Source organism: Bradyrhizobium sp. BR 1432, from assembly GCF_051547705.1.
In the GTDB taxonomy this organism is placed as follows: domain Bacteria; phylum Pseudomonadota; class Alphaproteobacteria; order Rhizobiales; family Xanthobacteraceae; genus Bradyrhizobium; species Bradyrhizobium zhanjiangense.
In genome coordinates this window covers 1,518,066-1,542,389 of record NZ_JBPUGF010000003.1, presented here as the reverse complement: position 1 = coordinate 1,542,389, position 24,324 = coordinate 1,518,066, and the positions used below count along the sequence as shown (strand labels likewise).

Genomic DNA, 24,324 nt, shown 5'->3' with positions numbered 1-24,324 from the left:
TTGGCCTGCGAGGAGCGAAAATCGTCTTGCGTTCAGTTGCTGGGCTTACGGCTTCACGCGAACTGACCCATCCGGCCAGCCACTTGGCGCAAGTGAAACCAACAAAGTTCCGTCCATGGTGGCCGAGACGAATCCGTACGAGGCGAGAGTGCCATGAAGAGCCCATTCTATACCGCCGAGCACGATGCCTTCCGCGAAATGATGCGCCGCTTCGTCGAGAAGGAGATCACGCCCTTCGCTCATGAGTGGGACGAGGCCGGTGAATTCCCGCGCGCGCTCTATCGCAAGGCGGCCGCTATCGGCCTGTTGGGGCTGGGATTCCCTGAGGAATATGGCGGCATCGCCGCCGACCAGTTCATGAAGATCGTGGCGAGCCAGGAGCTCGCACAGGCCGGCGCCGGCGGTGTCAGCGCCAGCCTGATGAGCCACACCATCGGCTCGCCGCCGATCGCCCGCGCGGCTCGCCCCGAGGTAAGGGCACGCGTGCTGCCGCAGGTGCTATCAGGCGAAAAAATCTCCGCACTCGCGATTACCGAGCCGGGCGGCGGCTCCGATGTCGCGAACCTGCGCACCCGAGCGCGACGCGATGGCGATCACTACGTCGTGACCGGCGAGAAGACCTTCATCACCTCAGGCGTGCGAGCCGATTATCTGACCGTTGCGGTGCGTACCGGCGGCGAGGGCGCCGGCGGCGTCAGCCTGCTCCTGATCGAGGGCAACACACCCGGCCTGTCGCGCACCAAGCTGAAGAAGATGGGCTGGTGGGCCTCCGACACCGCGACGCTACATTTCGACGCGTGCCGCGTGCCCGCCGAGAATCTGATCGGCGAGGAAGGTCAGGGCTTCAAGATCATCATGCAGAACTTCAACAGCGAGCGCATGGGCATGGCCGCGAGCTGCACCGCCTTCGCCCGCGTCTGTCTTGATGAGGCGATCGCCTACGCTAGGGAACGCAAGACGTTCGGCAAGCCGCTGGCCCAGCATCAGGTGATCCGCCACAAGATTGTCGACATGGCGCAGAAGGTCGCCGCTTCGCAAGCGATGCTGGAGATGCTGGCCTGGCGGCTGGAGCAGGGCGAAAGCCCGGTCGCCGAAATCTGCATGATGAAGAACCAGGCGACGCAGACCATGGCATTCTGCGCCTCGGAAGCCGTGCAGATTTTTGGCGGGGCCGGCTTCATGCGCGGCATCAAGGCCGAGCGCATCTACCGCGAGGTCAAGGTCAACGCCATCGGCGGCGGCACCGAGGAGATCATGAAGGATCTGGCCTCGAGGCAGATGGGATTGTGAAAGTCTCCTCCGTCATGCCCGGGCTTGTCCCGGGCATCCACGTTCTTGCTGCCGGGTGACGAAGGCGTGGATGGCCGGGACAAGCCCGGCCATGACGAGCACATCAGAGATACCGAGAGCTGAGCTGACAAAAATGCTATTCACCGCCGACCACGACGACATCCGCCGGTCCTTGCAGAAATTCATCGCCAATGAGATCAACCCTCACGTCGATGACTGGGAGAAGGCCGACATCTTCCCGGCGCATGAGCTGTTCAAGAAGATGGGCAGCCTCGGCTTCCTCGGCCTGAACAAGCCCGTGGAGTTCGGCGGCTCCGGCCTCGATTATTCCTATGCGCTGATGATGGCGGAGGAGCTCGGGGCCATCACCTGCGGCGGCGTTCCGATGGCGATCGGGGTGCAGACCGACATGGCGACGCCGGCGCTGGCGCGGTTCGGCTCGGACGAGGTGCGGCGCGAGTTTCTGGCGCCGTCGATTTCCGGCGACTATGTCGCCTGCATCGGCGTCTCCGAACCCGGCGCCGGGTCGGACGTGGCTTCGATCATGACCAATGCGCGTTCCGACGGCGACGATTACGTCATCAATGGCGGCAAGATGTGGATCACCAACGGCACCCAGGCCGACTGGATCTGCCTGCTCGCCAACACCGGTGACGGTCCCGTTCACCGCAACAAGTCGCTGATCTGCGTGCCCATGAAGAGCAAGGGCGTCACCGTCGCGCGCAAACTCGACAAGATGGGCATGCGCTCGTCAGACACTGCGCAGATCTTCTTCGACAATGTTCGCGTGCCCAAACGCAACCGGATCGGCGAGGAGGGCAAGGGCTTTACCTACCAGATGATCCAGTTCCAGGAGGAGCGGCTCTGGGGCGCGGCCGCCTGCCTCAAGGCGCATGAATACATCATCGATCAGACCATCGAATACACCCGCAACCGAAAGGCGTTCGGGAAGTCGATCCTCGACAACCAGGTCGTGCATTTCAAGCTCGCGGAGATGCAGACCGAGGTCGAGCTCTTGCGCGCGCTGATCTATCGGGCCGCGGAGCAACTGGTCGCCGGCGAGGACGTGACGCGGCTTGCGACCATGGCCAAGCTGAAGGCCGGGCGACTCGGCCGTGAGCTCACCGACGCCTGCTTGCAATATTGGGGTGGAATGGGCTTTACCAACGAGACGCCGGTCAGCCGCGCCTATCGCGACAGCCGCCTGACCTCGATCGGCGGCGGCGCCGACGAGGTCATGCTGATGGTCCTGTGCAAGATGATGGGCACGCTGCCCGGCAGCAAAGGAAGTGCTTGATGATTACGCTCTATCACTGTGACGCCGCGCGCTCGTTTCGGCCGCTCTGGATGCTGGAGGAGATGGGGCTGTCCTATGAATTAAAGATGCTGCCGTTCCCGCCGCGGGTGTTCGCCAAGGACTATCTCGGCATCAATCCGCTCGGCACCATCCCCTTTCTGATCGACGGCGAGACGCGGATGACGGAGTCATCCGGCATCTGCCACTATCTCGGCATCAAATATGGTCCGACGCCGCTGATGGTGGGACCTGAGGATCCTGCCTATGGCGCGTTCCTGAACTGGATGTACTTCAGCGACGCCACGTTAACCTTCCCACAGACGCTGGTGCTCAGATACACCCAGCTCGAGCCGGAGGAGCGCCGCAATCCGCAGGTCGCCGGCGACTATGCGAAATGGTTCTTGGGACGCTTGCGCGCCGTCGAGGCAGCCACCGCAAATGGCGAAACCTTGTGCGCCGGCCGCTTCACAGCCGCTGACATTGTCATCGGTTATGCGCTCCGCCTCGCCGACAACATTGGGCTGGCCAAGGATTTTGGGCCAAATGTCGCAGCCTATTGGGCGCGCTTGCAGCAGCGCGACGGCTTCAAGCGCGCAGTTGCTGCGGAGCAAAAAGCCGGCGCCGAGCAGAACGTGGCGCCCAGGGTGCGGGCGTAGTTGTCGTCCCGGCGAAGGCCCTAGGGCATGCACATATCTGGTGCGGCGGATTGACTCGGATCGGCCTGGGAGGATTCCAGAATCAGAGTTCTGTGTGATTCGTATTGCGGCACTCCATGATTTGGACGGGGTGCCGCGATGTTGTCACGGATTGACTGGACGCTGGGCCGGTTCGGGGATCGTCGTCTCGATAAAGGGGGGCGGCGTTCGTCGAACGCATGGTTGTGGGCAAAACTGTCTGCCTTCGGCAGCTCTCCAGGGGGAACCGCGCGCTGGAAGTGCGGTTCAACCGCTTTCTTGGCCATGACAAGGTGACGGTGGAGCGGATCATCGAAAGCTGGAGCGAAAGCACGGTCGCTGCGGTAGAGGGCCGCCACGTGCTGGCCATCCAGGACACCAGCGAGATCCACTTCAACACCACACCGCAACGCCGGCGCGGGCTCGGAGAAATCGGCAAAGGCAATAACCACGGCGTGCTGCTGCATCCGCTGCTGGCTGTGGATGCCGATGACGGCAACTGTCTTGGACTTTTGAGCGGGCAGATATGGACGCGCACAGGTCGCCGCACGACCTCGCACGACGATCGGGAGTTATCGGACAAGGAATCGCAGCGCTGGATATCCACTGCCATGGCGGCCAAGCCGCTCCTCACCAAGGCCACAGCGGTGACGGTGCTGGGTGACCGCGAGAGCGATATTTTGCCCTTTATGCCAGCTCGGCCGAGCAACACTTCCACGTCATCGCGCGCAGCATGCATGATCGCAAGCTTGCCGACCGCAGCGGCTTGTATGAGGTCAGCGATGCCATGGCCGCGGTGGATCGGCGTGCGATCCAATTGCCTGCGCGCGCCGCGCGGCCCGCCCGCCTGGCTCACCTCGAACTTCGCTTTGGCGCAATCGAGCTCGCCCGCCCACAGAGTAAGTTCCTGCGCCATCTGCCGGAAAGCTTGCCATTGGCGGTGGTCGATGTGCGCGAGATCAATGCCGAAACCGGGGTAGAGCCGCTGCACTGGCGGCTTCTCACCTCTCACGAGGTTACCGGCATCGAGGACGCCTGGCGCATCGTCCAATGGTACAAGCAACGCTGGATCATCGAGCAGTTCTTCCGCATCCTGAAGACACAAGGCTTCAAGCTCGAAGACAGCCAGATCGGAACCGCCGATCGCCTTCTCAAGCTGGTCGCGATTGCCGCTAAGGCGGCCGTCATCACAATCCAACTTCTGCAGGCCCGCAATGGCAGTCGCCAACCCATTCTCGCTGCCTTCGACAACGGCCAAATTAACGTGCTCACCGCCCTCAACCGTCAACTCGAAGCCGGGAGCAAGCGATTAAAGAACCCACATCCGCCCGATAGCCTCGCTTGGGCCGCCTGGATCATTGGTCGCCTCGGCGGCTGGGACGGCTACCCATCGTCCAAGCCGCCGGGCCCGATCACCTTCAAGAACGGCCTCGAATACTTCCACGCCGTCGCAGCAGGATGGAGCCTCAGAGATATGTGCATGCCCTAGGGCGAAGGCCGGGACCCATACTCCCCGAAACATGTTTTGCGAAGATTGGTCGTTCGGGATTGATATCGCCTACATCGATAGACCTCGCGGTATGGGTCCCGGCCTCCGCCGGGACGACCAAGAGTTCCGGGTCTGTCTTTGCCCTCCGGGAACGCCGATCTTTGCGCGTCAATGACAGCGCTATCTCACCGTGACAGCGCTCAAATTTCCGCTAAGGTGACCTCCGTCCGCAGCGGCCAGAGAGCCGCGCGAGGAGGATCCCCATGGAAGATAAAGGTCGCGAATCCGACCATTTGATGCTGATCACGCCGGAGCGGGTGTTCTATGCCGGCCTGCTCGGCCGCCCCCGCAAACGGACCCCCGGCTGCCGCCACGTCTATGTGGCGGTGAAGGGCAATCTGCATCTGACGATCGACGATGTCTTCGCCACCGGCGAGCTGTTCGTCACCCTGCCGAACCAGCGGCATTCCATCGCCAGCGACTACCGCACCGCAATCAGCGTGACGCTCGAACCCGAGAGCATGCCGGACGGCGTGCTGGAGGCCTTGGCCCAGCGGCTGACCGGACCGGACAGTGCCGTCTATGCCCGCAAGATCCTCGCCGCCTATGCGCTGCTGCGTCAGCGCCGCTACGGTGACATCACCACCGCCGAGTTCGACGAGATGTGTTTTGGCGAGGCGCTGCCGCGCCGCGTGCTCGACCCGCGGGTGACGCGCGCGGTTGCCCGCATCGAACGCTTCTCCGGCGAGCCGGTCACGGCCGATACCTGTGCGGCCGAGGCGGGCCTCTCGGCCTCGCGCTTCCTGCACTTGTTCAAGGAAGAGACGGGCATCTCGTTCCGGTCTTTCCGCGCCTGGAAGCGCGCGCGGCATTTGCTGCACTTCGCCAACCAGGATCTCAACCTCGCTCACCTCGCGCAGGACATCGGCTATCCCGATTCCACTCATTTCAGCCACTCGATCCGCCGCTTCTACGGGCTGAAGCCGCGCGCCATCTTCGTCGGCTCACGCGATCTTGCGATCTATCGCAGCACCGAGACGGTGCGGCTCGCGGAGGCTTCGTAGGGTGGGTTAGCGCCGCTCTCGTAGGGTGGGCAAGCGAAGCGTGCCCACCATTGTCACCAAGCACCGAGATGTGGTGGGCACGGCGCAAAGCGCCTTTGCCCACCCTACGATAGCTCGTCCTTAGCTAGCTTCTCCGCGCAAGAAGCCGCATGCCGCCCATCACATGATCGCAAGCGTTGAATTCTCAACCTGCGAGACATCCAAGTCATGAGCGTCAAGGCATGAGCGACAAGGCCGTCATCACCTGCGCGCTGAACGGCGTGCTCACCGATCCGAAGCAGCACAACGTGCCTGTGACGCCCGAAGAGATGGCGCGCGAGGCCAAGGCTGCGTTCGATGCCGGCGCGTCCATCATGCACATCCATCTGCGCCAGCAGGCGCCGAACAAGGGACATCTGCCGTCCTGGGAGGTCAGTGTCAGCAAGGAGATTCAGCAGGCGATCCGCGAGGCCTGTCCGGGCGTGATCATCAACCACACCTCGGGGGTGTCAGGGCCGAACTACTCAGGCGCGCTCGACTGCATCCGTGAGACCAGGCCGGAGATTGCGGCCTGCAATGCCGGCTCGCTGAACTATCTGAAGGTCAAGGCCGACAACACCTGGGCCTGGCCGCCGATGATGTTCGACAACGCGGTCGAGAAGGTGAAGGACTATCTCGACGTCATGAACGCGGTCGGCACCATCCCCGAGTTCGAATGCTTCGACGTCGGCATCGTCCGCTGCGTCGGCATGTACCATCAGGTTGGCATGTACAAGGGGCCACTCGAATATAACTTCGTGATGGGCGTCGCCTCGGGCATGCCTGCTGATCCCGAGTTGCTGCCGATCCTGATCAAGCTGAAGCGGCCCGAAGCGAATTTTCAGGTCACCGCCATTGGCCGCGAAGAGATCTGGCCACTGCACCAGCGTTGCGCCGAGCTCGGCGGTCATTTGCGTACCGGCCTCGAAGACACCTTCTATCTTGCCGACGGCAAAAAGGTGACGTCGAACGGCCAGCTGATCGAAGCCGTCGCCGCCTGCGCCCGCCGCGCCGGCCGCGAGATCGCAAGCCCCGCCGAGGCGCGGAAGATCTTTGGGACGAATCGGTAAGGTATCGCCTCACGGTCATTGCGAGCGCAGCGAAGCAATCCAGAATCTCTCCGCGGATGCAGTCTGGATTGCTTCGTCACATCAGCGCAAAATTGCTTCGCAATTTTGTCGCGAGCTCCTCGCAATGACGAGCAGGATCAAGTCATGTCTGTCATTGAAAACACCATTTTCCCCGGCAGCGCCGCCTACCACGCCAACCGCGACGGCATGCTTGCGTTGATCGACCGCATGCGCGCGCTGGAAGAGCGCACGCGTGCGGCGTCCGCCGCAGCAAAGGACCGCTTCCACAAGCGCGGCCAGCTGCTGCCGCGCGAGCGCGTCGCGCTGGTGCTCGATCCCGGCGCGCCCTTCATTGAGCTGTCGACGCTCGCCGGCTACATGTTCGACGTTTCGGATCCGGCCAAGAGCGTGCCCGGCGGCGGCGTCATTGCCGGCATCGGCTTTGTTTCGGGCGTCCGCTGCATGGTCAGCGCCAGTGATTCCGGTATCGATGCCGGTGCACTGCAACCCTACGGTCTCGACAAGACGCTGCGGGTGCAGGAGTTGGCACTGGAGAACAAGCTGCCATACGTCCAGCTGGTCGAGAGCGCCGGCGCCAATCTGTTGCGTTATCGCGTCGAGGATTTTGTCCGCGGCGGCAACATCTTTCGCAATCTCGCACGGCTCTCGGCTGCGGGATTGCCCGTCGTCACCGTGACGCATGGATCGTCCACCGCCGGCGGCGCCTATCAGACGGGTCTCTCCGACTACATCGTCATGGTCCGCGGCCGCACCCGCGCTTTCCTTGCGGGGCCGCCACTCCTGAAAGCTGCGACCGGTGAGATCGCGACCGAGGAAGAGCTCGGCGGCGCCGAGATGCATACGCAGGTCTCCGGTCTCGGCGACTATCTCGCCGAGGACGATCGCGACGCACTTCGCATCGCGCGCGAGATTATGGCGGCGCTACAATGGGAGCGGCCGGGCAGGGTGGCTGCGCAGTTCAAGCCGCCGCGCTACGACCAGGACGAGCTGCTCGGCATCATGCCGATGGACCACAAGCGCCCGGTGGACATGAAACAGGTGATCGCGCGCATCGTCGACGATTCCGACTTCACCGAGATGGCGCCGAACTACGGCCCCGCCACTGTCTGCGGTCATGCCCGCATCGAGGGCCAGGCGATCGGCATCATCACAAACAACGGTCCGCTCGATCCCGCCGGCGCCAACAAGGCGACGCATTTCATCCAGGCCTGTTGCCAGACCCGCACGCCGTTGCTCTATCTGAACAACACCACCGGCTACATGGTCGGCAAGGCCTATGAAGAAGCCGGCATGATCAAGCACGGCTCGAAGATGATCCAGGCGGTGACCTCGGCGACGGTGCCGCAGATCACCATCTATTGCGGTGCCTCGTTCGGCGCCGGCAATTACGGCATGTGCGGGCGCGGCTTCCATCCGCGCTTTTGCTTCTCCTGGCCGAACGCCAAGACCGCCGTGATGGGCGGCGAGCAGGCTGCAGAAACCATGGCGATCGTGACCGAGGCCGCCGCTGCGCGCCGCGGCAAACCGGTCGAGAAGGACAAGCTCGAGGCCATGAAGGCGCAGATCATCGGCGTGTTCGACGGCCAGATGGACGTGTTCTCGACCAGCGCGCGCGTGCTCGACGACGGCGTGATCGACCCGCGCGACACCCGCGCGGTCCTGTCAGAGGTGCTCGCAATCTGCCGCGAGGGCGATGCACGCACACCCCAGCGCATGCAGTTCTCGGTGGCTCGCCCATGAGGAACGGATCAGTGCAGCACCGGCCGTTCTTCAAGGTCCTGATTGCCAACCGCGGCGAGATCGCGCTACGCGTGATGCGCAGCGCGCGGCAACTCGGCCTCGGCGTCGTCGCGGTCTATTCGGATGCCGATCGCGATGCGCTCCACGTGCGGCAGGCGGATCAGGCCGTGCGCATCGGCGAAGCGGTGCCGGCGCACTCCTATCTCAACATCCCCGCGATCATCGCCGCAGCCAGAGCAAGCGGCGCGGACGCCGTGCATCCCGGCTACGGCTTCCTCGCGGAAAACGAGGATTTTGCGAGAAGCTGCAAGGAGGCCGGCCTCGTATTCATCGGACCGTCGCCGCAGGCGATCGAGGCGATGGGCGACAAGGCGGGCGCCAAGGACATCATGAGGAAGGCGGGCGTGCCGGTCGTGCCTGGCTATCAGGGCGTCGACCAGGGTGACGAGGTGATGCTGTCGGAGGCCAAAAAGATCGGCTTCCCCGTGATGATCAAGGCGGTGGCCGGCGGCGGTGGACGTGGCATGCGGCTCGTCACCGACGCCGCATCTTTCCCCGATGCCCTGCGCAGCGCAAGGTCGGAGGCGAAGGCCGCGTTCGGCGATCCCACGGTCATCCTCGAACGGGCCATCCTGAACCCGCGCCATATCGAGATCCAGGTGTTCGGCGACAGCCACGGCAACGCGATCCATCTCGGCGAGCGCGATTGCTCGGTGCAGCGGCGGCACCAGAAGCTGATCGAGGAGGCGCCGTCGCCCGCGGTCACGCCGGAGCTGCGCGCGAAAATGGGCGAGGTCGCGGTCGCCGCCGTGAAGGCGCTGCGCTATGAGGGCGCCGGCACGCTGGAATTCCTGCTCGATGCGAGCGGCGAGTTCTACTTCATGGAGATGAACACGCGGCTCCAGGTCGAGCATCCCGTGACCGAGGCGATCACCGGGCTCGATCTCGTCGAGCTGCAGCTGCGCGTTGCGCGCGGCGAGCCGCTGCCGGTGAAGCAGCAGGACATCCGGTTCTCGGGCCACGCCATCGAGGTGCGACTCTGCTCGGAAGATGCCGCACATGATTTCATGCCGCAGTCCGGCCGCATGGCGCGCTGGCAGGTGCCGGACGGTATCCGCATCGAGCATGCGCTGCAGTCGGATACGGAGATCCCGCCGTTCTACGATTCCATGATCGCCAAGGTGATCAGCCATGGCACCACGCGTGAGGAGGCGAGGGGGCGGTTGATCGTCGGCCTGGAGCAGCTCACGGCTTTCGGCGTGACCACGAACCAGGCGTTCCTGATGTCGTGCCTGCGTCACCCCGGCTTTGCCAAAGGCGAGGCGACGACGGCGTTCATCGGCGCGCATCGCGACGAGTTGTTGGCGCCGCGTGCGAACAGCGCATTCAGCGTCGCGCTCGCGGGCCTTCTGCTCTACGTCACCAGCCCGCAGGCACCATCGTGGCGTGATGGACGGAGCCTCGCGGCAACGTTCCCACTGCCGGCGAAAATCGAGATCGCCGGCCAGATACACGAACTCGAAGTCACCCGCGAGCGCGACGGCAGCTACACAATCGCTACCGACGCCCGGGAAGACAAATTCGAAATCGATGAGCTTGATCCCGACGCCATCCGCTTCCGCCATGACGGCGTAATGGACAGCGCAAGATTCCTGCGCGATGGCGACCGGCTCTACCTCCAGCATCGCGGTATCCCGCTCGCGGTAAATGATCTCACGCTAGCCGCGCCGAAGGCTGCCGCAAGCAATGGCGGTGACGGCAAGGTCCGCGCTGCCCTGAATGGCCGCGTCGTCGCCGTCCTGGTCAAGCCGGGCGATCGCGTTACTGCCGATCAACCGGTCATGACGCTGGAAGCGATGAAGATGGAGCACGTCCACAAGGCCGGCATTGACGGCGTGGTTGAGGCGATCGACGTCGCCGAGGGCGAGCAGGTGACCACGGGCAGGATCGTGGTGGAGATCGGGGCGGGTTAGGGCAGCGAGTGCAGCATCGTAGGGTGGGCTAAGGCGCATAGCGCCGTGCCCACCGTCGTGCGGCGGTTGCGTCTGGGATGGTGGGCATGCATCGCTTTGCCCGCCCTACGGATCTTCGCCGGGACGACATTAGAGAGGTCGCCCCGTCCCCTCATTGAGCAAACACGCCACCCGATGTCCGCCAGCCGCCTCCACCAGCGCCGGCCGCTCCGTCTTGCACCGCTCCATCGCAAACCGGCAGCGGGTATGAAATGCGCAGCCCGAGGGCGGATTGACCGGGCTCGGCACGTCGCCATCGACCAGCGGCGCAAGTTTCTTCGCGAGCGGATTGGCGACCGGTACCGAGGCGAGCAGCGCCTGCGTGTAAGGATGCCGCGGGTTGCGGAACAATTCGTCCTTGTCGGCGATCTCGACGATCCGCCCGAGATACATCACCGCGACGCGGTGGCTGATATGCGCGACCACGGCGAGATCGTGCGCGATGAAGAGATAGGAGAAGCCGTGCCGGCGTTGCAGGTCGATCAAAAGATTGATCACTTGCGCCTGGATCGAGACGTCGAGCGCGGAGACCGGCTCGTCGCAGACGATCAGCCGCGGCTCCAGCGCAAGCGCCCGCGCGATGCAGATGCGCTGACGCTGGCCGCCGGAGAATTGATGTGGGAAGTTGCGCATCTGGTCGGGTCTTAGGCCCACCTGCTCGAACAGTCTCGCGACGCGCGCCTCCAACGCCTTGCCGGTGGCGAGCCCATGCACAGCCAGCGGCTCGCCGACGATGTCGCCCGCGGTCATGCGCGGATTGAGCGAGGCGAACGGATCCTGGAACACGATCTGCATCGAGCGGCGGTGCGGCCGCAGCGCCGTCTTCGAGAGATGGGTGATGTCCTCGCCTTCCAGGCGGATCTGGCCGGAGGTCGGCTCGACCAGCCGCAGCACGCTGCGCGCCACGGTCGACTTGCCGCAGCCGGATTCGCCGACGAGGCCAAGCGTCTCGCCAATACCAAGCGCGAACGAGACACCATCGACCGCGTGCACGGTGCCGACCTGCCGGCGCAGCACGCCCGCACGCACGGGATAGTGCTTGATCAAGTCCGTGACCTCGAGCAGCGCCTCGCTCATGCCACCTCCGCCACTTCCTCCGCGCGCCAGCAGGCCGCGAGATGGCCGCCGCCCCAATCGGCGAGCGGCGGATATTCGTCCTGGCAGCGCTTGATCGCGAGCGGGCAGCGCGGCGCGAAGGCGCAGCCTTTCGGCAGCCGCACCAGCGACGGCACGGTGCCGGGAATTTCGTTCAGCCGCGGCGGCGCGGCGACGCCGGACGCCGGCACGGCTGGAATCGAAGCCATCAGCCCCCGCGTATAGGGATGCTTCGGCGCGGCAAACAGCGCTTCGACGCTGGCTTCCTCGACCTTGCGGCCCGCATACATCACGATCACGCGCTGCGCGGTCTGCGCGACCACGCCGAGATCGTGCGTGATCAGCACGAGCCCGGTGCCGAGCTCCTTCTGAAGGTCGAGGATCAGCGCCAGAATCTGCGCCTGGATCGTGACGTCGAGCGCGGTGGTCGGCTCGTCCGCGATCAGCAGCGCCGGCCGGCACGCCAGCGCCATCGCGATCATCGCGCGCTGGCGCATGCCGCCGGAAAGCTGGTGCGGATATTCCCGTGCGCGCCGCGCCGGCTCGGGAATCCGCACCAGCCGCAGCATCTCGACTGCGATATCCGCGGCCTCCCTGGCCGACAAGTTCCGGTGCAGCCGCACCGCCTCGACGATCTGGTCGCCGATCCGCATCACCGGATTGAGCGAGGTCATCGGCTCCTGAAAGATCATCGAGATGCGGTTGCCCCTGACGGCACGCATCTTCGCTTCATCCAGCGCCAACAGATCGGTGCCTTCGAGCGTGACGGAGCCGCCGACAATGCGGCCCGGCGGATCAGGCACCAGCCGCATCAGCGACAGCGCCGTGACGCTCTTGCCGCACCCGGATTCGCCGACGATCGCCAGCGTCTCGCCGCGCCTCACGGTGAAGGAGACGTCGTCAACCGCCTTGAAGAGTCCCGAATTGGTGAAGAACACCGTCTTCAGGTTCTTCACGTCGAGCACGAGGTCGGATTTGTCTGCCATCAGCCGCGCTGCCGGGGATCGAGGATATCACGCAGGGCGTCGCCGAACAGATTGGCACCGAACACGGCGAGGCTGATGGCGATGCCCGGGAAGATCACCAGCCACGGCGCAGTGCGGACATATTCGGCAGCCGATTCCGAGAGCATACGCCCCACGACGGATAAGGTTCGGGAATGCCGAGGCCGAGGAAGGACAGCGAAGCCTCGGTGAGAATGGTCGAGCCGAGCTGGGCAGTCGCCAGCACGATCAGCGGCGCCAGCGTATTCGGCAGCACGTGGCGCAGCGCGATCCGCATCTCGCTCATACCGATCGATTTTGCCGCCTCCACGAAGGGCTGCTCGCGCAGTGCCAGCGTGTTGGCGCGGATGACGCGCGCGACGGTCGGAATCAGCGGAATGGCGATGGCGATGATCACGTTCGGCAGCGACGGGCCAAGCGCGGCGGTCATCACCAGCGCCAGCACCAAGAGGGGCAGCGCCTGGAGAACGTCGGAGACGCGCTGGAACACGAGGTCGACCCAGCCGGAGAGATAACCGGAGGTGAGGCCGACGATCACGCCGATCGAGCCGCCGAGCGCTGTGGAGCCAAGCCCGACCGCGAGCGAGATCCGTGCACCGTGGATGATGCGGCTGAACACGTCGCGGCCGAACGAATCGGTGCCCATCCAGTGCGCGAGGCTCGGGCGGGCCAGCGCGCGGGCGGAATCGACCGTCAGTGGATCGTAGCGCGCGATGAAGTCGGCGAAGATTGCGGTGAGCACGAACACCGTCATGATGACGAGCCCGGCCGCGCCAAGCACGTGCCGCTGCGCCATGAACAGCACGCGCCGCCAGCCGCCGGTCGCATGCGCCCCGGCCCGCCTCAGTTCAACGTCGAAGTCGATCGTGGCCATGCTGCTACCTTCCCCCTCGCCCCGCTTGCGGGGAGAGGGTCGGGGTGAGGGGGGCTCTCCGCGGGGGAGGTGAGAGTTGGACTCGCGGAGAGTCCCCTCACCCGGATCGCATCTAGCGATGCGATCCGGCCTCTCCCCGCAGGCGGGGAGAGGCGAAGAATGCGCATGCGCTGAGCTGGCAAACATCATGTGGCTAATCCGTGTACCTGATGCGCGGGTCGAACACCGCGTAGAGCATGTCGACGGTGAAATTCGCGAACACGACCACGACCGCGATGAACATCACGAGGTTCTGCACGATCGGATAATCGCGCCAGCGGATCGCCTCGACCAGGAAGCGGGCGACGCCGGGGATGTTGAACACGGTCTCGGTGACGATCAGGCCGCCGATCAGGAACGCCGCCTCGATGCCGATCACGGTGATGACCGGCAGGATCGCATTCTTCAGCGCGTGGTGATAGTTCACGGCGGCATCGGATGCGCCCTTGGCGCGGGCGGTGCGGATATAATCCTGCCGCAGCACCTCCAGCATCGAGGAGCGGGTGATGCGCATGGTCAGCGCGGCGCTGCGGAAGCCGACGGCGGCGGCCGGCACGGCATAGGTGGCAAACGCCTCGAGCCAGGTCTGCGGATTGGGATTGAAGATCGGCATCTGGCCGAACATTGCCACCGATGCGGTGAGGATCAAAAGGCCGAGCCAGAACGAGGGCAGGGACAATCCGCTGAGGCTGACGACACGCAGCGCATAGTCGAGCCGGGTGCCCTGCTTCACGGCGCTGATGACGCCGAGCGGGATGCCGATGGACGCCGAGAACAACAGCGCGAGGCCAGCAAGCCGCGCCGTGATCGGAATCCGCGGCAGGATCTCCTGAAGCGCCGGCTTCTCCGAGACGTAGGAATAACCAAAGTCGCCGCGCAGAAGACCGCTGATCCAGTGCCAATATTGCACGATCAACGGCTGGTCGATGCCGAGCTCCTTCTCCAGATTGGCCTTGTCGGCGGGATCGACATAGCCGGCCGCGGCGAACAGGATGTCGACGATGTTGCCGGGGACGACGCGCAGCAGGAGGAAGATGACGATCGAGATCCCGAACAGGGTCACGAGCATCAGGAACAGGCGTCGCACCAGATAGGCAAACATGCACCGCCTCCTGTCGAACGCCTCAGCCGCCCGCGTTACTTGTCGAGCCAGACGTCCTCATAGCGAAAGCCGTTATAAGAGCTGTTCGACATGATCGTGATCCCCTTGACATAGGGCTGCCAGCAGGTGCCGGCCCGCGCATGGAAGATGATTGGGCGGGCGACATCCTCCTGCAGCTTCTTGTCGATGTCCCAGACCAGCTGCTTGCGCTTGCCAACGTCGATCTCCTGCGACTGCACGTCGAACAGCTTCTCGATCTCCTTGTTGCAATAATTGGTGTAGTTCCGCTCCGAGCCGCAAGAGTAGTTCTCGTAGAATGACTGGTCGGGATCGTCGACGGAATTTCCGGTCAGGTTCAGGCCGAGCATATAATCCTTGCGTGCGACCTTCGGGAACCAGTTCGCGGTTTCCACGACGTCGAGCTCGCCGTCGATATAGATGCTCTTGAGCTGGTCGATCAGAATCACCGCGGGATCGCGATATTCCGCGAGATTGCGTGTCGAGACCTTCACGGCGAGGTGCTTGTCGGGGCCGTAGCCGGCCTTCTGCATCAGCTTTTTCGCCTCCTCCCGGTTCGCGTTCACGTTCGGGCCATAGCCTGGAATGGTCTGAAGCTTGTCCTTGGGCATGCCCCAGATGCCCTGCGGCGGCGGCAGCATGGTGCCGCCGATATCGGCCTGGCCTTCGAACAGAATGTCGACGAAGGCCTTGCGGTCGAGCGCGAGCGCCATCGCCCGGCGGATGTCGATGTTGTCGAACGGCGCGGAAGTCGAATTGACGATGATGTTGGTCGAAACGTTGGTCGGCTCGACTGCGCAGATCGCGTTTGGCGCCTGTGACTTGATATCCTTGAGGAGCGGGATGGTGATGTGCGTCGGGAAGGTCATGTCGAACTTGCCGGCGACGAAGGCGAGGATCGCGGTCGAGCGGTTCGTGATGATCGTGTACTCGATGCCGTCGAGATAGGGCAGGCCCTTCTTCCAGTAGTCCGGGTTTCGCGTCAGCTTGATCGATTCATTGGCCTTGAATTCGACGAACTTGAACGGGCCGGTTCCGACCGGATGGGTGCGCATGTCGGCCGGCGAGACGTGACAGGGGTAGATCGGCGTATAACCGGATGCGAGCATCGCCAGCAGCGACGGTTGTGGCCGCTTCAGGTCGAAGGAGACCTCGAAATCGCCGTTCGGCCTGACGTCGTTGACCTCATTGTACCAGGCCTTGCGCGGATTCTGCCGCAGCTTCTGCTGCGATTTGCCCATCAGGAGATCGAAAGTGCATTTGACGTCGGCCGACGTGAACGGCTTGCCGTCATGCCATTTGACGCCCTGGCGCAGTTTGAAGGTCAGCTTCTTGTTGTCGCCGCTCCAGGACCAGCTCTCGGCCAGCTCTGGCCTCAGGGTATCAGGGCTGTTCTGCGCGATGTGCTGGTCATAGATGACCAGATTGTTGAACACCCCCATGAAGGGCACGTTGATCGAATAGGTCGCGCCCTCGAGGATGGACGCATTGGCCGGGCTGTCGCGATGATACATCCGCAGGATCCCGCCCTGCTTGGGCTCGCCGGCAAGCGCAATGGTCGAAAACGCCAGCAAAGATAGCGCCGCCGTCGCGGCGAGCGCCCGCACGCTCCGCATCCTCGTCCTCCCTGGACATCGGCCTTTTGGCCTGTTTGAGGGGACGATAGCGATGGGCGTGGAGGGAGGCAACCGGCAAGGCCGTCCACGCTCTCGACAATTCGGATGACGGAAGGCCGCAGGGTTCATTCTCTCACGATGTGAGAGTGCAGGTGCGAAAGGACGGTTCCTGTATCGATGTTGGGGCGCAAGCCACATCAACAAACTCCGGTGTCGTCCCGGACAAGCGCGCCCCAAGCGCGCGCCGATCCCGGACCCATAGCCACCGGGAGTGGTTTGGCGAAGACTCGGAGTTGCCTGCTCGCGCGACGATTGTTCCCTTTGGCTATGGGTCCCGGCGACCTCGTCGCGCCCCGGGACGACGGCTGAGTGTGGCTGCGCCTCACACGATCCGCGATGCCTTGTTCCCCCAGTACCTATCCCGCAGCAACCGCTTGTACAGCTTCCCCGTCGGTAGCCGCGGCAATTCCTTTTCGAAATCGACCGAGCGCGGCACCTTCTGCCGCGACAGCGATTTTGCGCAGAACGCGATCAGCTCTTCCGCCAGCGCAGGGCCCGGCACCACGCCCGGTATCGGCTGCACCACCGCCTTCACCTCTTCGCCGAGATCGGCATTGGGCACGCCGAACACCGCGGCGTCGGCGACCCTTGGGTGGGTGATCAGCAGATTCTCGCATTCCTGCGGGTAGATGTTCACGCCACCGGAGATGATCATGAAGGTCGCACGATCGGTGAGGTAGAGGAAGCGGTCCTTGTCGACATAGCCGACGTCGCCGACCGTGCTCATGCTGCCGTCCGCCGAGCGCGCCTCCCGGGTCTTCTCCGGGTCGTTGAAATATTCGAACGGCGAGGCGGTCTTGAACCAGACCTGGCCCGGCGTGCCGGTCGGGCACTCCCTCATGTTCTCGTCGAGGATGTGGAGGTCGCCGAGCAGCACCTTGCCGACGGTGCCGCGATGGGCCAGCCACTCCTCGCTGTTGCAGGCAGTGAAGCCGAGGCCCTCGGTAGCGCCGTAATATTCATGGATGATCGGGCCCCACCATTTGATCATGTCGTCCTTGACGAGGGCCGGGCAGGGCGCCGCGGCGTGGATCGCGATCTCCAGCGAGGAGAGGTCGTAGCGCTTTCGCGCCTCCTCCGGCAGCTTCAGCATGCGCGAGAACATCGTCGGCACCAGCTGGGTGTGGGTGATGCCCCATTGCTCGACGAGCTCAAGGTAACGCTCCGGATCGAAACTCTCCATGATGATCACGGTGCCGCCCATACGGAGCCGTCCGGTCGTGCCCGACGAATACAGCATCGCGGTGCCGAGCCACTCGTCTGCGATCGGCGTCGTCGGCAGATCGGCGGTCACCTCCGCAAGACCGACGATGCGGTCGCTCTCGCCCGGGCCATCGGCAACGATGCAGAGCTTGACGTCGGGGCAGGCCTGGATCGCCTCGCGCGCGATGTTGAGCTTCGCCACCGATGTGATCAGGATCTTGGATTGGCTGTTGACGAGGAGATAGGCGAGCTCGCCCGGTGTCAGGAAGGAGTTGATGCAGGTGTAGTAGAGGCCAGAGCGCTCGCCTGCGCCGCAGGCTTCGAGATAGCGCGAATTGTTCTCCATGAAGATCGAATAATGATCGAGCCGGTTCAGGCCGTGCCTGCGAAACAGATGCGCGAGGCGGTTGCTGCGTGCCTCCAGCTCGCGATAGGTAACGGTCTCGCCCGTCGCCGCCATGATGAAGGCAGGCTGGAGCGGCCGTAGGCGGGCATGCTGACCTGGGTACATCAGTCCTCCGGCTTTTGGATCATGCGGCAAGAAGCAGGATTTCACGCACCTGCGCCGGGCTGTCGATCCTGCGCGGATTGTGCGGGATCCAATTCGTCCGCATCGCCTGTTCGGCGATGGCGTCGAAATGCTCCGGCGACACGTTCACCTCGGCGAGGCTGCGCGGCATGCCGAGCGAGCGGATGAAGGCATCGAGCACGTCGGCGGCATTTCGGCCGGGAAAGCCCATGGCGGCCGCGACGATCATCTGGCGCTCCGCATTGTCGGGCGCATTCCAGCGCATCACCGCCGGCAGCATGACGCAGGAGGTGTAGCCGTGCGGCACGTCGAAGGCGGCGCCCAGCGCGTAGCCGATGCCATGGCTCGCGCCCATCGGTACGCCCGCTGCGAGTGCGCCCATCGACAGCCAGGTACCGATCTGCGCATCCATCCGCGCGTCGAGATCGGCAGGATCGGCCTTCACCCGCGGCAGCGCGTCGGCGAGCATGGCGAGGCCCTTCACCGATTGCGCATCGGCATAGGGGTGCGTCTCGCGCGAGCAGATCGCCTCGACGCAATGATCGACGGCGCGGACGCCGGTGGACAGGAACAGCCATTCCGGCGTGTGCACGGTGATCGCGGGATCGAGGATGGTCGCGCGCGGTACCATGAGCGGATGCCGTAGCATCTGCTTCACATTCGTGCTGCGGTCGGTCACGCCCGCGATCGCGCTGAACTCGCCGCCGGCGATCGTGGTCGGCACGCTGATCTGGCGCACTGTCGGCGCGGTCATCTCGGGTGCGACGCCCTTGTGCACGCGGATGCGCTCGATGCCGCCGATATCATCGATGCCGTTGGCGAGGCACAGCTGCACCGCCTTGGCGCCGTCGGTGATGGAGCCGCCACCGACGGTGACGATCAGATCCGCGTTCACCTCGCGCGCCGCATGGGTAGCGGCGATCACCGCCTCGCGCGGCGTATGCGCCGGCATGGCGTCGAACAACCCGGCGCAGCGCTCGCCGAGCGCCTCCCTGATCTTCGTGATCTCGTCGGTCTGCCGGTTGAGCGTGCCCGAGACCATCAGAAAGGCGCGGCGTGTTCCCAGCCGGTCCATCTGCGCGACGATGGCCTCGGCTGCGGGATGGCCGAACACGACCTCCTCGATCGCGCCATAAACGACACGTCCCTGGTGCACGCTTGTCCTCCCGGACAATTCGTCTTGTTTTTGTAAGGGTAGTCTAGACGAGCAGTTGCGGCCCGTCATGCGCGAAGACGCTGGGCCTCTTCTTAACCCTCCCTGGAGGGGGAGGGTCGGCTAACATTGAGCGAAGCGAAAATGTGTGCCGGGGTGGGGTGACGGTCTCTCCGCGATGAACAGCGCCCGAGTGGAGAGATCACCCCACCCCGCTCGCGCTGCGCGCGATCGACCCTCCCCCTCCAGGGGAGGGTGAACGCAGCGTGGACCTCGCCTCCTCCATTCATGAGCCCCGCGAATAAGTCCAATCGAATTCCGCCCGCCAATCATCGCGTGCGAGGCCGGCTAATCCCCCTGTCAACCCGCCATCCGGTCAGGGCATGCGGCCGGGCATTGCGCGTGCATTGGTCTTGAAGAGTTCATCATTGCCGCCCATGTTGTGTCCCCCGCGAGTGGGCGCTTATCCTGCATTTTCCGCGGCTTTTATGCGAGGACCTGGGATGACTGGACCGGACGGAAGCGAGCAGTTTGTCAAAAAGCACGATTTCGTTCAGCACAGCGCAATCGCCGGGCTCCTCGCCGCGGCATTTGCCCTGTCCGGCTGCGACAAGCCGGCGTCACAGGCCGCTGCCCCGCCGCCGGCGCCGGTGACGGTCGCCCAACCGGTCAAGCGCACTGTCACTGATTGGGACGAGTTCACCGGTCGCTTCGAGGCGGTCGAGGAGGTGCAGGTGCGCCCCCGCGTCGGCGGCTTCGTCAACTCGGTCGAGTTCCAGGACGGCGCTATCGTGCGCCAGGGCGATTTGCTCTACGTGATCGATTCCCGTCCGTTCGAGGCGGTGGCCGCGCAGGCGGAGGGTCAGCTGTCGGATGCGCGGGCCAAAGTGGAGCTTGCCAAGCGCGAGCTCGACCGCGGCCTCAACCTGGTGCAGACCAGCGCGGTCTCGGAGCAGGTCGTCGATCAGCGCCGCCAGGCCTTGCAGGCCGCGCATGCGGCCGAGACGCAGGCCGAGGGCGCGCTGAAGGCCGCCAAGCTCAACATCGAGTTCACGCATGTGACGGCGCCGCTGACCGGTCGCGTCAGCCGCCACCTCGTCAGTCCCGGTAATCTCGTGCAGGGCAGCGACACCGGCACCTCGACGCTGCTCACCTCGATCGTCGCGCTCGATCCGATCTACGTTTATTTCGACATGGATGAAGCGACCTTCATCAAATACAGCAAGCTGTGGTTCGAGGGGCGGCGCCCAAGCTCGCGCGACACCGCGAACCCGGTGCAGGTGACGCTGGCCGGTGAAACCAAGCCGTCGCATGAGGGCACCGTCAACTTCCTCGACAACCGCCTCGATGTCTCGACCGGCACGCTGCGCAGCCGCGCGGTGGTCAAGAACACCGACCTGTCGATCCTGCCCGGCCAGTTCGGGCGCGTCCGCCTGATCGGCAGCGCGCCCTATGAGGCGCTGCTGATCCCGGACGTCGCTATCGCGACCGACCAGTCTCGCAAGATCGTGTTCGTGGTGAAGCCCGATGACACGGTCGAGGCGCGTCCGGTGGTGCTCGGGCCGCTCGATGACGGCCTGCGCGTGATCCGCGAAGGGTTGAAGGCGGAGGACCGCGTCATCGTCAACGGCATCCAGCGCGCCCGCGTCGGCGCCAAGGTCGCGCCGCAGACCGCGCAAGCCCCGGCCGGTGGCAAGTCATGAATCTTGGCCGCCTCTCCATCAACCAGCCCATCCTGGCGATGGTGCTGTCGATCGTGCTGCTGATTGTCGGCGCGATCGCCTACACCACGCTGCCGGTCTCCGAATATCCGCAAGTGGTGCCGCCCACCGTGGTCGTCACCACGCAATATCCCGGCGCCTCCGCGCAGACCGTATCCGACACGGTCGCAGCTCCGATCGAGCAGGAGATCAACGGCGTCGAGGACATGCTGTATCTCTACAGCCAGGCGACCTCGAACGGCCAGCTCACCATCACCGTCACCTTCAAGCTCGGCACCGATCTCGACAAGGCCCAGGTGCTGGTGCAGAACCGCGTCGCCATCGCGCAGCCTCGTTTGCCGGAGGAGGTGCAGCGCAACGGCGTCACCACGCGCAAGAACTCGCCCGACATCCTGATGGTCGTGTTCATGCTGTCGCCCGACGACACGTTCGACCAGCTCTACATCTCGAACTATGCGCTGCTCCAGGTCCGCGACCAGCTGCTGCGTCTCGACGGTGTCGGCGACATCCAGATCTTTGGTGCACGCGACTATTCGATGCGGCTGTGGCTCGATCCTGACCGGATCGCCAATCTCGGCCTGACCTCGGCCGAGGTGCTCGCGGCGATCCGCGCCCAGAACCTGCAGATCGCCGGCGGCCAGATCGCCGAGCCGCCGATCGCCGACCGCGCCTTCCAGCCGAACCTCACCTTCACGGGACGCCTGAAAGACCAGAAACAGTTCGAGGACATCCTGATCAAGGCCGGCTCCGACGGCCGGGTCGTTCGTTTGCGCGACGTTGCCCGCATCGAGCTAGGGGCCCTGGCGTATTCCACCAATAGCTTCCTGCTGCGCAAATCGGCGGTCGCCATGCTGGTGACCCAGCGGCCCGGATCAAACGCGCTCGCGACGGCGAAAAACATCTCCGACACGATGACGAAGCTCAAGGCGAGCTTCCCTCGCGGACTTGACTACAATATCGGCTACAACCCGACCGAGTTCATCGCGCAGTCGGTCCACGAGCTGATCAAGACTATCTACGAGGCCATGCTGCTAGTGGTCGTCGTCGTGCTGGTGTTCCTGCAGGGATGGCGGCCCGCGATCATCCCGATCATCGCGATACCGGTGTCGCTGGTCGGCACCTTCGCGGTGATGGCGGCGCTGGGCTTCTCCATCAACAATCTCACGCTGTTCGGCCTCGTGCTCGCCGTCGGTATCGTGGTCGACGACGCCATCGTCGTGGTCGAGAATGTCGAGCGGCATCTCGAGCACGGCATGAGCCGGCGCGATGCGGCGCTGAAGACGATGGAAGAGGTCGGCGGCGCGCTGGTCTCGATCGCGCTGGTGCTCTGCGCGGTGTTCGTGCCGACCGCGTTCCTGGGCGGCATTTCCGGCCAATTCTTCCAGCAATTCGCCGTCACCATCGCGGTCGCGACTGCGATCTCCTGCTTCTGCTCGCTGACGCTGTCGCCGGCGCTGGCCTCGCAGATCCTGGTGCCGCACGAAGAGAAGAAGCCGCCGGCTGCCTGGAATGTCATTGCGCGAGGCTGGGATGCCTTCACTGGCGTGTTCAACCGCGTGTTTGAGCGGCTGGCGCATGGTTATGCCGGTCTTGCCAATTTCGTGATCCGCCACTCCGTTGTGATGCTCCTGATCTACGTCGTGCTCATCGGCAGCGCCGGCTGGCTGATCGTGACCACGCCGCAGGGCTTCATTCCGGCGCAGGATCGCGGCTACGTCATCGTATCCGTGCAATTGCCGGGTGCGGCGTCACTGGCACGTACCACCGAGGTCGTGCGCGAGATCGAGCGGATCTCGCTGGATACGCCGGGCATCGTCCGCGTTGCGGCCTTCGCCGGCTTCTCCGGCGCCACCCGCACCCAGGCCGGCAATGCGGCGGCGCTGTTTCCAGTGTTCGACGAACCGGAGGCGCGGCTGAAGAAGGGGCTGTCCGCCAACGCCATCACGGCCGAGCTGCGCAAGCGCCTGTCCGCGATCCAGGGCGCGTTCATTATCGTGATTCCGCCACCGGCCGTGCCCGGCATCGGCACCGGCGGCGGCTTCACCATCCGCGTCCAGGATCGCCAGGGTCGCGGGCCTGAAATGCTCGCCGCCGCGACCGATGAGCTGGTCGCCGCCGCGCGCAAGGCGCCAAGTCTCACCTCGGTGTTCTCGCCGTTCACGGCCAACACGCCGCAGCTCTTCGTCGACATCGACCGCACCAAGGCGCAGAAGCTCGGTGTTCCCATCTCCAACATCAACGACACGATCCAGACCTATTTCGGATCGACCTATGTCAACGACTTCAATCTGTTCGGCCGCACCTACCACGTCACCGCGCAGGCCGATTTCCCCTACCGCAAGGAGCCCAGCGATCTCGCACGCCTGCGCACGCGCAACGCCTCCGGCGACATGGTGATGCTCGGCAGTGTGGTCGAGTTTAGGGATGTCTCGGGTCCCGACCGCGTCGCGCGCTATAATCTTTACGCGGCGTCCGAATTGCAGGGCGAGCCGGCGCCGGGCACCAGCTCGACCACCGCGCTCAACACTATCAAGAAGCTCGCGGACGACACGCTGCCGAGTGGCTTCAGCTTCGAATGGACCGACCTGTCCTATCAGCAGGTCACCGGCGGCAATGCCGGTCTCTACGTGTTTCCGATCTGCGTGCTGTTCGTCTATCTCGTGCTCGCCGCCCAATATGGCAGCTGGACCTTGCCGTTCGCGGTGATCCTGATCGTGCCGATGTGCCTGCTCGCTGCCACCATCGGCGTGCGCATCATGGGGCAGGACGTCAACATCCTCACCCAAATCGGCTTCGTGGTGCTGGTGGGATTGGCGGCAAAGAACGCGATCCTGATCGTCGAGTTTGCGCGCGATATCGAGAACGAAGGCAAGCCGCGGCTCGAGGCCGTCATCGAGGCCTGCCGATTGCGCCTGCGGCCGATCCTGATGACGTCCTTCGCCTTCATCCTCGGTGTCTTGCCGCTGGTGATCTCGAGCGGCTCCGGCTCGGAGATGCGGCAGGCCGTCGGCGTCGCCGTGTTCTTCGGCATGATCGGCGTCACGCTGTTCGGACTTCTGTTCACGCCGATCTTCTATGTGGTGGTGCGCAACCTGGCGGAGGGGCGGCGGGATAAGAAGGCGGAGGTCGCGGGCTGACCATCGTCGGGAGTCCATCAGCGTAGCCACAATCACGCTGTCGTCCCGGACAAGCGCAAGCGCAGATCCGGGACCCATAGCCACAGGATCGAGTTTGG

At 64.4% G+C, this 24,324-nt stretch carries 17 protein-coding genes and 1 pseudogene; 10 read left to right on the top strand and 8 right to left on the bottom strand.

Annotated features, from left to right (window positions below; genetic code table 11):
• The first annotated feature begins 153 nt into the window (after positions 1–153).
• The 3 genes from ACSKB8_RS07430 to ACSKB8_RS07420 all read left to right on the top strand — a co-directional run bounded on the left by ACSKB8_RS07430 (position 154) and on the right by ACSKB8_RS07420 (position 3,243).
• Positions 154–1,290 (top strand): acyl-CoA dehydrogenase family protein, encoded by a 1,137-nt coding sequence (locus ACSKB8_RS07430; protein ID WP_438103472.1) that lies wholly within the window; start codon positions 154–156, stop codon positions 1,288–1,290.
• 133 nt (positions 1,291–1,423) lie between these two features.
• Complete coding sequence (locus ACSKB8_RS07425) at positions 1,424–2,587, top strand: acyl-CoA dehydrogenase family protein (RefSeq protein ID WP_438103471.1); 1,164 nt, start codon at positions 1,424–1,426, stop codon at positions 2,585–2,587.
• Positions 2,587–3,243, top strand: a complete 657-nt coding sequence (locus ACSKB8_RS07420; protein ID WP_438103470.1) for a glutathione S-transferase family protein — start codon at positions 2,587–2,589, stop codon at positions 3,241–3,243. Before ACSKB8_RS07425 ends, ACSKB8_RS07420 begins: the two co-directional genes overlap by 1 nt.
• A gap of 20 nt (positions 3,244–3,263) precedes the next feature.
• On the opposite strand, the gene ACSKB8_RS07415 is transcribed toward ACSKB8_RS07420, so the two are convergent.
• The gene (locus ACSKB8_RS07415) at positions 3,264–3,821 is read right to left on the bottom strand and encodes a hypothetical protein (protein ID WP_438103469.1); all 558 of its coding nucleotides are present in this window, start codon (positions 3,819–3,821) and stop codon (positions 3,264–3,266) included.
• Between the two features lie 173 nt (positions 3,822–3,994).
• Here ACSKB8_RS07415 and ACSKB8_RS07410 point away from each other — a divergent pair, with 173 nt between their 5' ends.
• From ACSKB8_RS07410 to ACSKB8_RS07390, 5 genes are all read left to right on the top strand, one after another.
• On the top strand, positions 3,995–4,750 hold the full coding sequence (locus ACSKB8_RS07410; protein ID WP_438103468.1) for an IS4 family transposase: 756 nt from the start codon (positions 3,995–3,997) through the stop codon (positions 4,748–4,750).
• A 263-nt stretch (positions 4,751–5,013) separates the two neighbouring features.
• Complete coding sequence (locus ACSKB8_RS07405; protein WP_438103467.1) at positions 5,014–5,814, top strand: helix-turn-helix domain-containing protein; 801 nt, start codon at positions 5,014–5,016, stop codon at positions 5,812–5,814.
• A 221-nt stretch (positions 5,815–6,035) separates the two neighbouring features.
• Positions 6,036–6,902 (top strand): 3-keto-5-aminohexanoate cleavage protein, encoded by an 867-nt coding sequence (locus ACSKB8_RS07400; protein ID WP_438103466.1) that lies wholly within the window; start codon positions 6,036–6,038, stop codon positions 6,900–6,902.
• A gap of 144 nt (positions 6,903–7,046) precedes the next feature.
• Positions 7,047–8,663 (top strand): acyl-CoA carboxylase subunit beta, encoded by a 1,617-nt coding sequence (locus ACSKB8_RS07395; protein WP_438103465.1) that lies wholly within the window; start codon positions 7,047–7,049, stop codon positions 8,661–8,663.
• On the top strand, positions 8,660–10,636 hold the full coding sequence (locus tag ACSKB8_RS07390) for an acetyl/propionyl/methylcrotonyl-CoA carboxylase subunit alpha (RefSeq protein WP_438103464.1): 1,977 nt from the start codon (positions 8,660–8,662) through the stop codon (positions 10,634–10,636). The genes ACSKB8_RS07395 and ACSKB8_RS07390 overlap by 4 nt, the downstream gene beginning before the upstream one ends.
• A gap of 129 nt (positions 10,637–10,765) precedes the next feature.
• Here the strand turns inward: ACSKB8_RS07390 and ACSKB8_RS07385 are convergent, their stop codons facing one another.
• From ACSKB8_RS07385 to ACSKB8_RS07355, 7 genes and pseudogenes are all read right to left on the bottom strand, one after another.
• A complete protein-coding gene (locus ACSKB8_RS07385; RefSeq protein ID WP_438103463.1) occupies positions 10,766–11,752 on the bottom strand; it encodes an ABC transporter ATP-binding protein in 987 nt (328 codons plus the stop codon).
• Entirely contained in the window at positions 11,749–12,756 is a 1,008-nt protein-coding gene (locus ACSKB8_RS07380) for an ABC transporter ATP-binding protein (RefSeq protein ID WP_438103462.1), read from the bottom strand. Before ACSKB8_RS07380 ends, ACSKB8_RS07385 begins: the two co-directional genes overlap by 4 nt.
• Positions 12,756–13,648, bottom strand: a pseudogene (locus ACSKB8_RS07375) (ABC transporter permease). Before ACSKB8_RS07375 ends, ACSKB8_RS07380 begins: the two are co-directional and overlap by 1 nt.
• Before the next feature lie 193 nt (positions 13,649–13,841).
• On the bottom strand, positions 13,842–14,789 hold the full coding sequence (locus tag ACSKB8_RS07370; RefSeq protein ID WP_438103461.1) for an ABC transporter permease: 948 nt from the start codon (positions 14,787–14,789) through the stop codon (positions 13,842–13,844).
• A gap of 35 nt (positions 14,790–14,824) precedes the next feature.
• Complete coding sequence (locus tag ACSKB8_RS07365; RefSeq protein WP_438103460.1) at positions 14,825–16,423, bottom strand: ABC transporter substrate-binding protein; 1,599 nt, start codon at positions 16,421–16,423, stop codon at positions 14,825–14,827.
• A 382-nt stretch (positions 16,424–16,805) separates the two neighbouring features.
• Complete coding sequence (locus ACSKB8_RS07360) at positions 16,806–18,197, bottom strand: AMP-binding protein (protein WP_438103459.1); 1,392 nt, start codon at positions 18,195–18,197, stop codon at positions 16,806–16,808.
• A gap of 19 nt (positions 18,198–18,216) precedes the next feature.
• Complete coding sequence (locus tag ACSKB8_RS07355; protein WP_438103458.1) at positions 18,217–19,371, bottom strand: iron-containing alcohol dehydrogenase; 1,155 nt, start codon at positions 19,369–19,371, stop codon at positions 18,217–18,219.
• Positions 19,372–19,871: 500 nt separating this feature from the next.
• Here ACSKB8_RS07355 and ACSKB8_RS07350 point away from each other — a divergent pair, with 500 nt between their 5' ends.
• Complete coding sequence (locus ACSKB8_RS07350) at positions 19,872–21,071, top strand: efflux RND transporter periplasmic adaptor subunit (protein WP_438103457.1); 1,200 nt, start codon at positions 19,872–19,874, stop codon at positions 21,069–21,071.
• Positions 21,068–24,226: an efflux RND transporter permease subunit gene (locus tag ACSKB8_RS07345; RefSeq protein ID WP_128940896.1), complete on the top strand. Its 3,159-nt coding sequence runs from the start codon at positions 21,068–21,070 to the stop codon at positions 24,224–24,226. The genes ACSKB8_RS07350 and ACSKB8_RS07345 overlap by 4 nt, the downstream gene beginning before the upstream one ends.
• Positions 24,227–24,324: the final 98 nt, after the last annotated feature.

Coding starts and splice junctions, on each gene's coding strand:
- ACSKB8_RS07430 (WP_438103472.1), top strand. CDS start 154: ATGAAGAGCCCATTCTATACCGCCGAGCACGATGCCTTCCGCGAAATG.
- ACSKB8_RS07425 (WP_438103471.1), top strand. CDS start 1,424: ATGCTATTCACCGCCGACCACGACGACATCCGCCGGTCCTTGCAGAAA.
- ACSKB8_RS07420 (WP_438103470.1), top strand. CDS start 2,587: ATGATTACGCTCTATCACTGTGACGCCGCGCGCTCGTTTCGGCCGCTC.
- ACSKB8_RS07410 (WP_438103468.1), top strand. CDS start 3,995: ATGCATGATCGCAAGCTTGCCGACCGCAGCGGCTTGTATGAGGTCAGC.
- ACSKB8_RS07405 (WP_438103467.1), top strand. CDS start 5,014: ATGGAAGATAAAGGTCGCGAATCCGACCATTTGATGCTGATCACGCCG.
- ACSKB8_RS07400 (WP_438103466.1), top strand. CDS start 6,036: ATGAGCGACAAGGCCGTCATCACCTGCGCGCTGAACGGCGTGCTCACC.
- ACSKB8_RS07395 (WP_438103465.1), top strand. CDS start 7,047: ATGTCTGTCATTGAAAACACCATTTTCCCCGGCAGCGCCGCCTACCAC.
- ACSKB8_RS07390 (WP_438103464.1), top strand. CDS start 8,660: ATGAGGAACGGATCAGTGCAGCACCGGCCGTTCTTCAAGGTCCTGATT.
- ACSKB8_RS07385 (WP_438103463.1), bottom strand. CDS start 11,752: ATGAGCGAGGCGCTGCTCGAGGTCACGGACTTGATCAAGCACTATCCC.
- ACSKB8_RS07380 (WP_438103462.1), bottom strand. CDS start 12,756: ATGGCAGACAAATCCGACCTCGTGCTCGACGTGAAGAACCTGAAGACG.
- ACSKB8_RS07370 (WP_438103461.1), bottom strand. CDS start 14,789: ATGTTTGCCTATCTGGTGCGACGCCTGTTCCTGATGCTCGTGACCCTG.
- ACSKB8_RS07365 (WP_438103460.1), bottom strand. CDS start 16,423: ATGCGGAGCGTGCGGGCGCTCGCCGCGACGGCGGCGCTATCTTTGCTG.
- ACSKB8_RS07360 (WP_438103459.1), bottom strand. CDS start 18,197: ATGTACCCAGGTCAGCATGCCCGCCTACGGCCGCTCCAGCCTGCCTTC.
- ACSKB8_RS07350 (WP_438103457.1), top strand. CDS start 19,872: ATGACTGGACCGGACGGAAGCGAGCAGTTTGTCAAAAAGCACGATTTC.
- ACSKB8_RS07345 (WP_128940896.1), top strand. CDS start 21,068: ATGAATCTTGGCCGCCTCTCCATCAACCAGCCCATCCTGGCGATGGTG.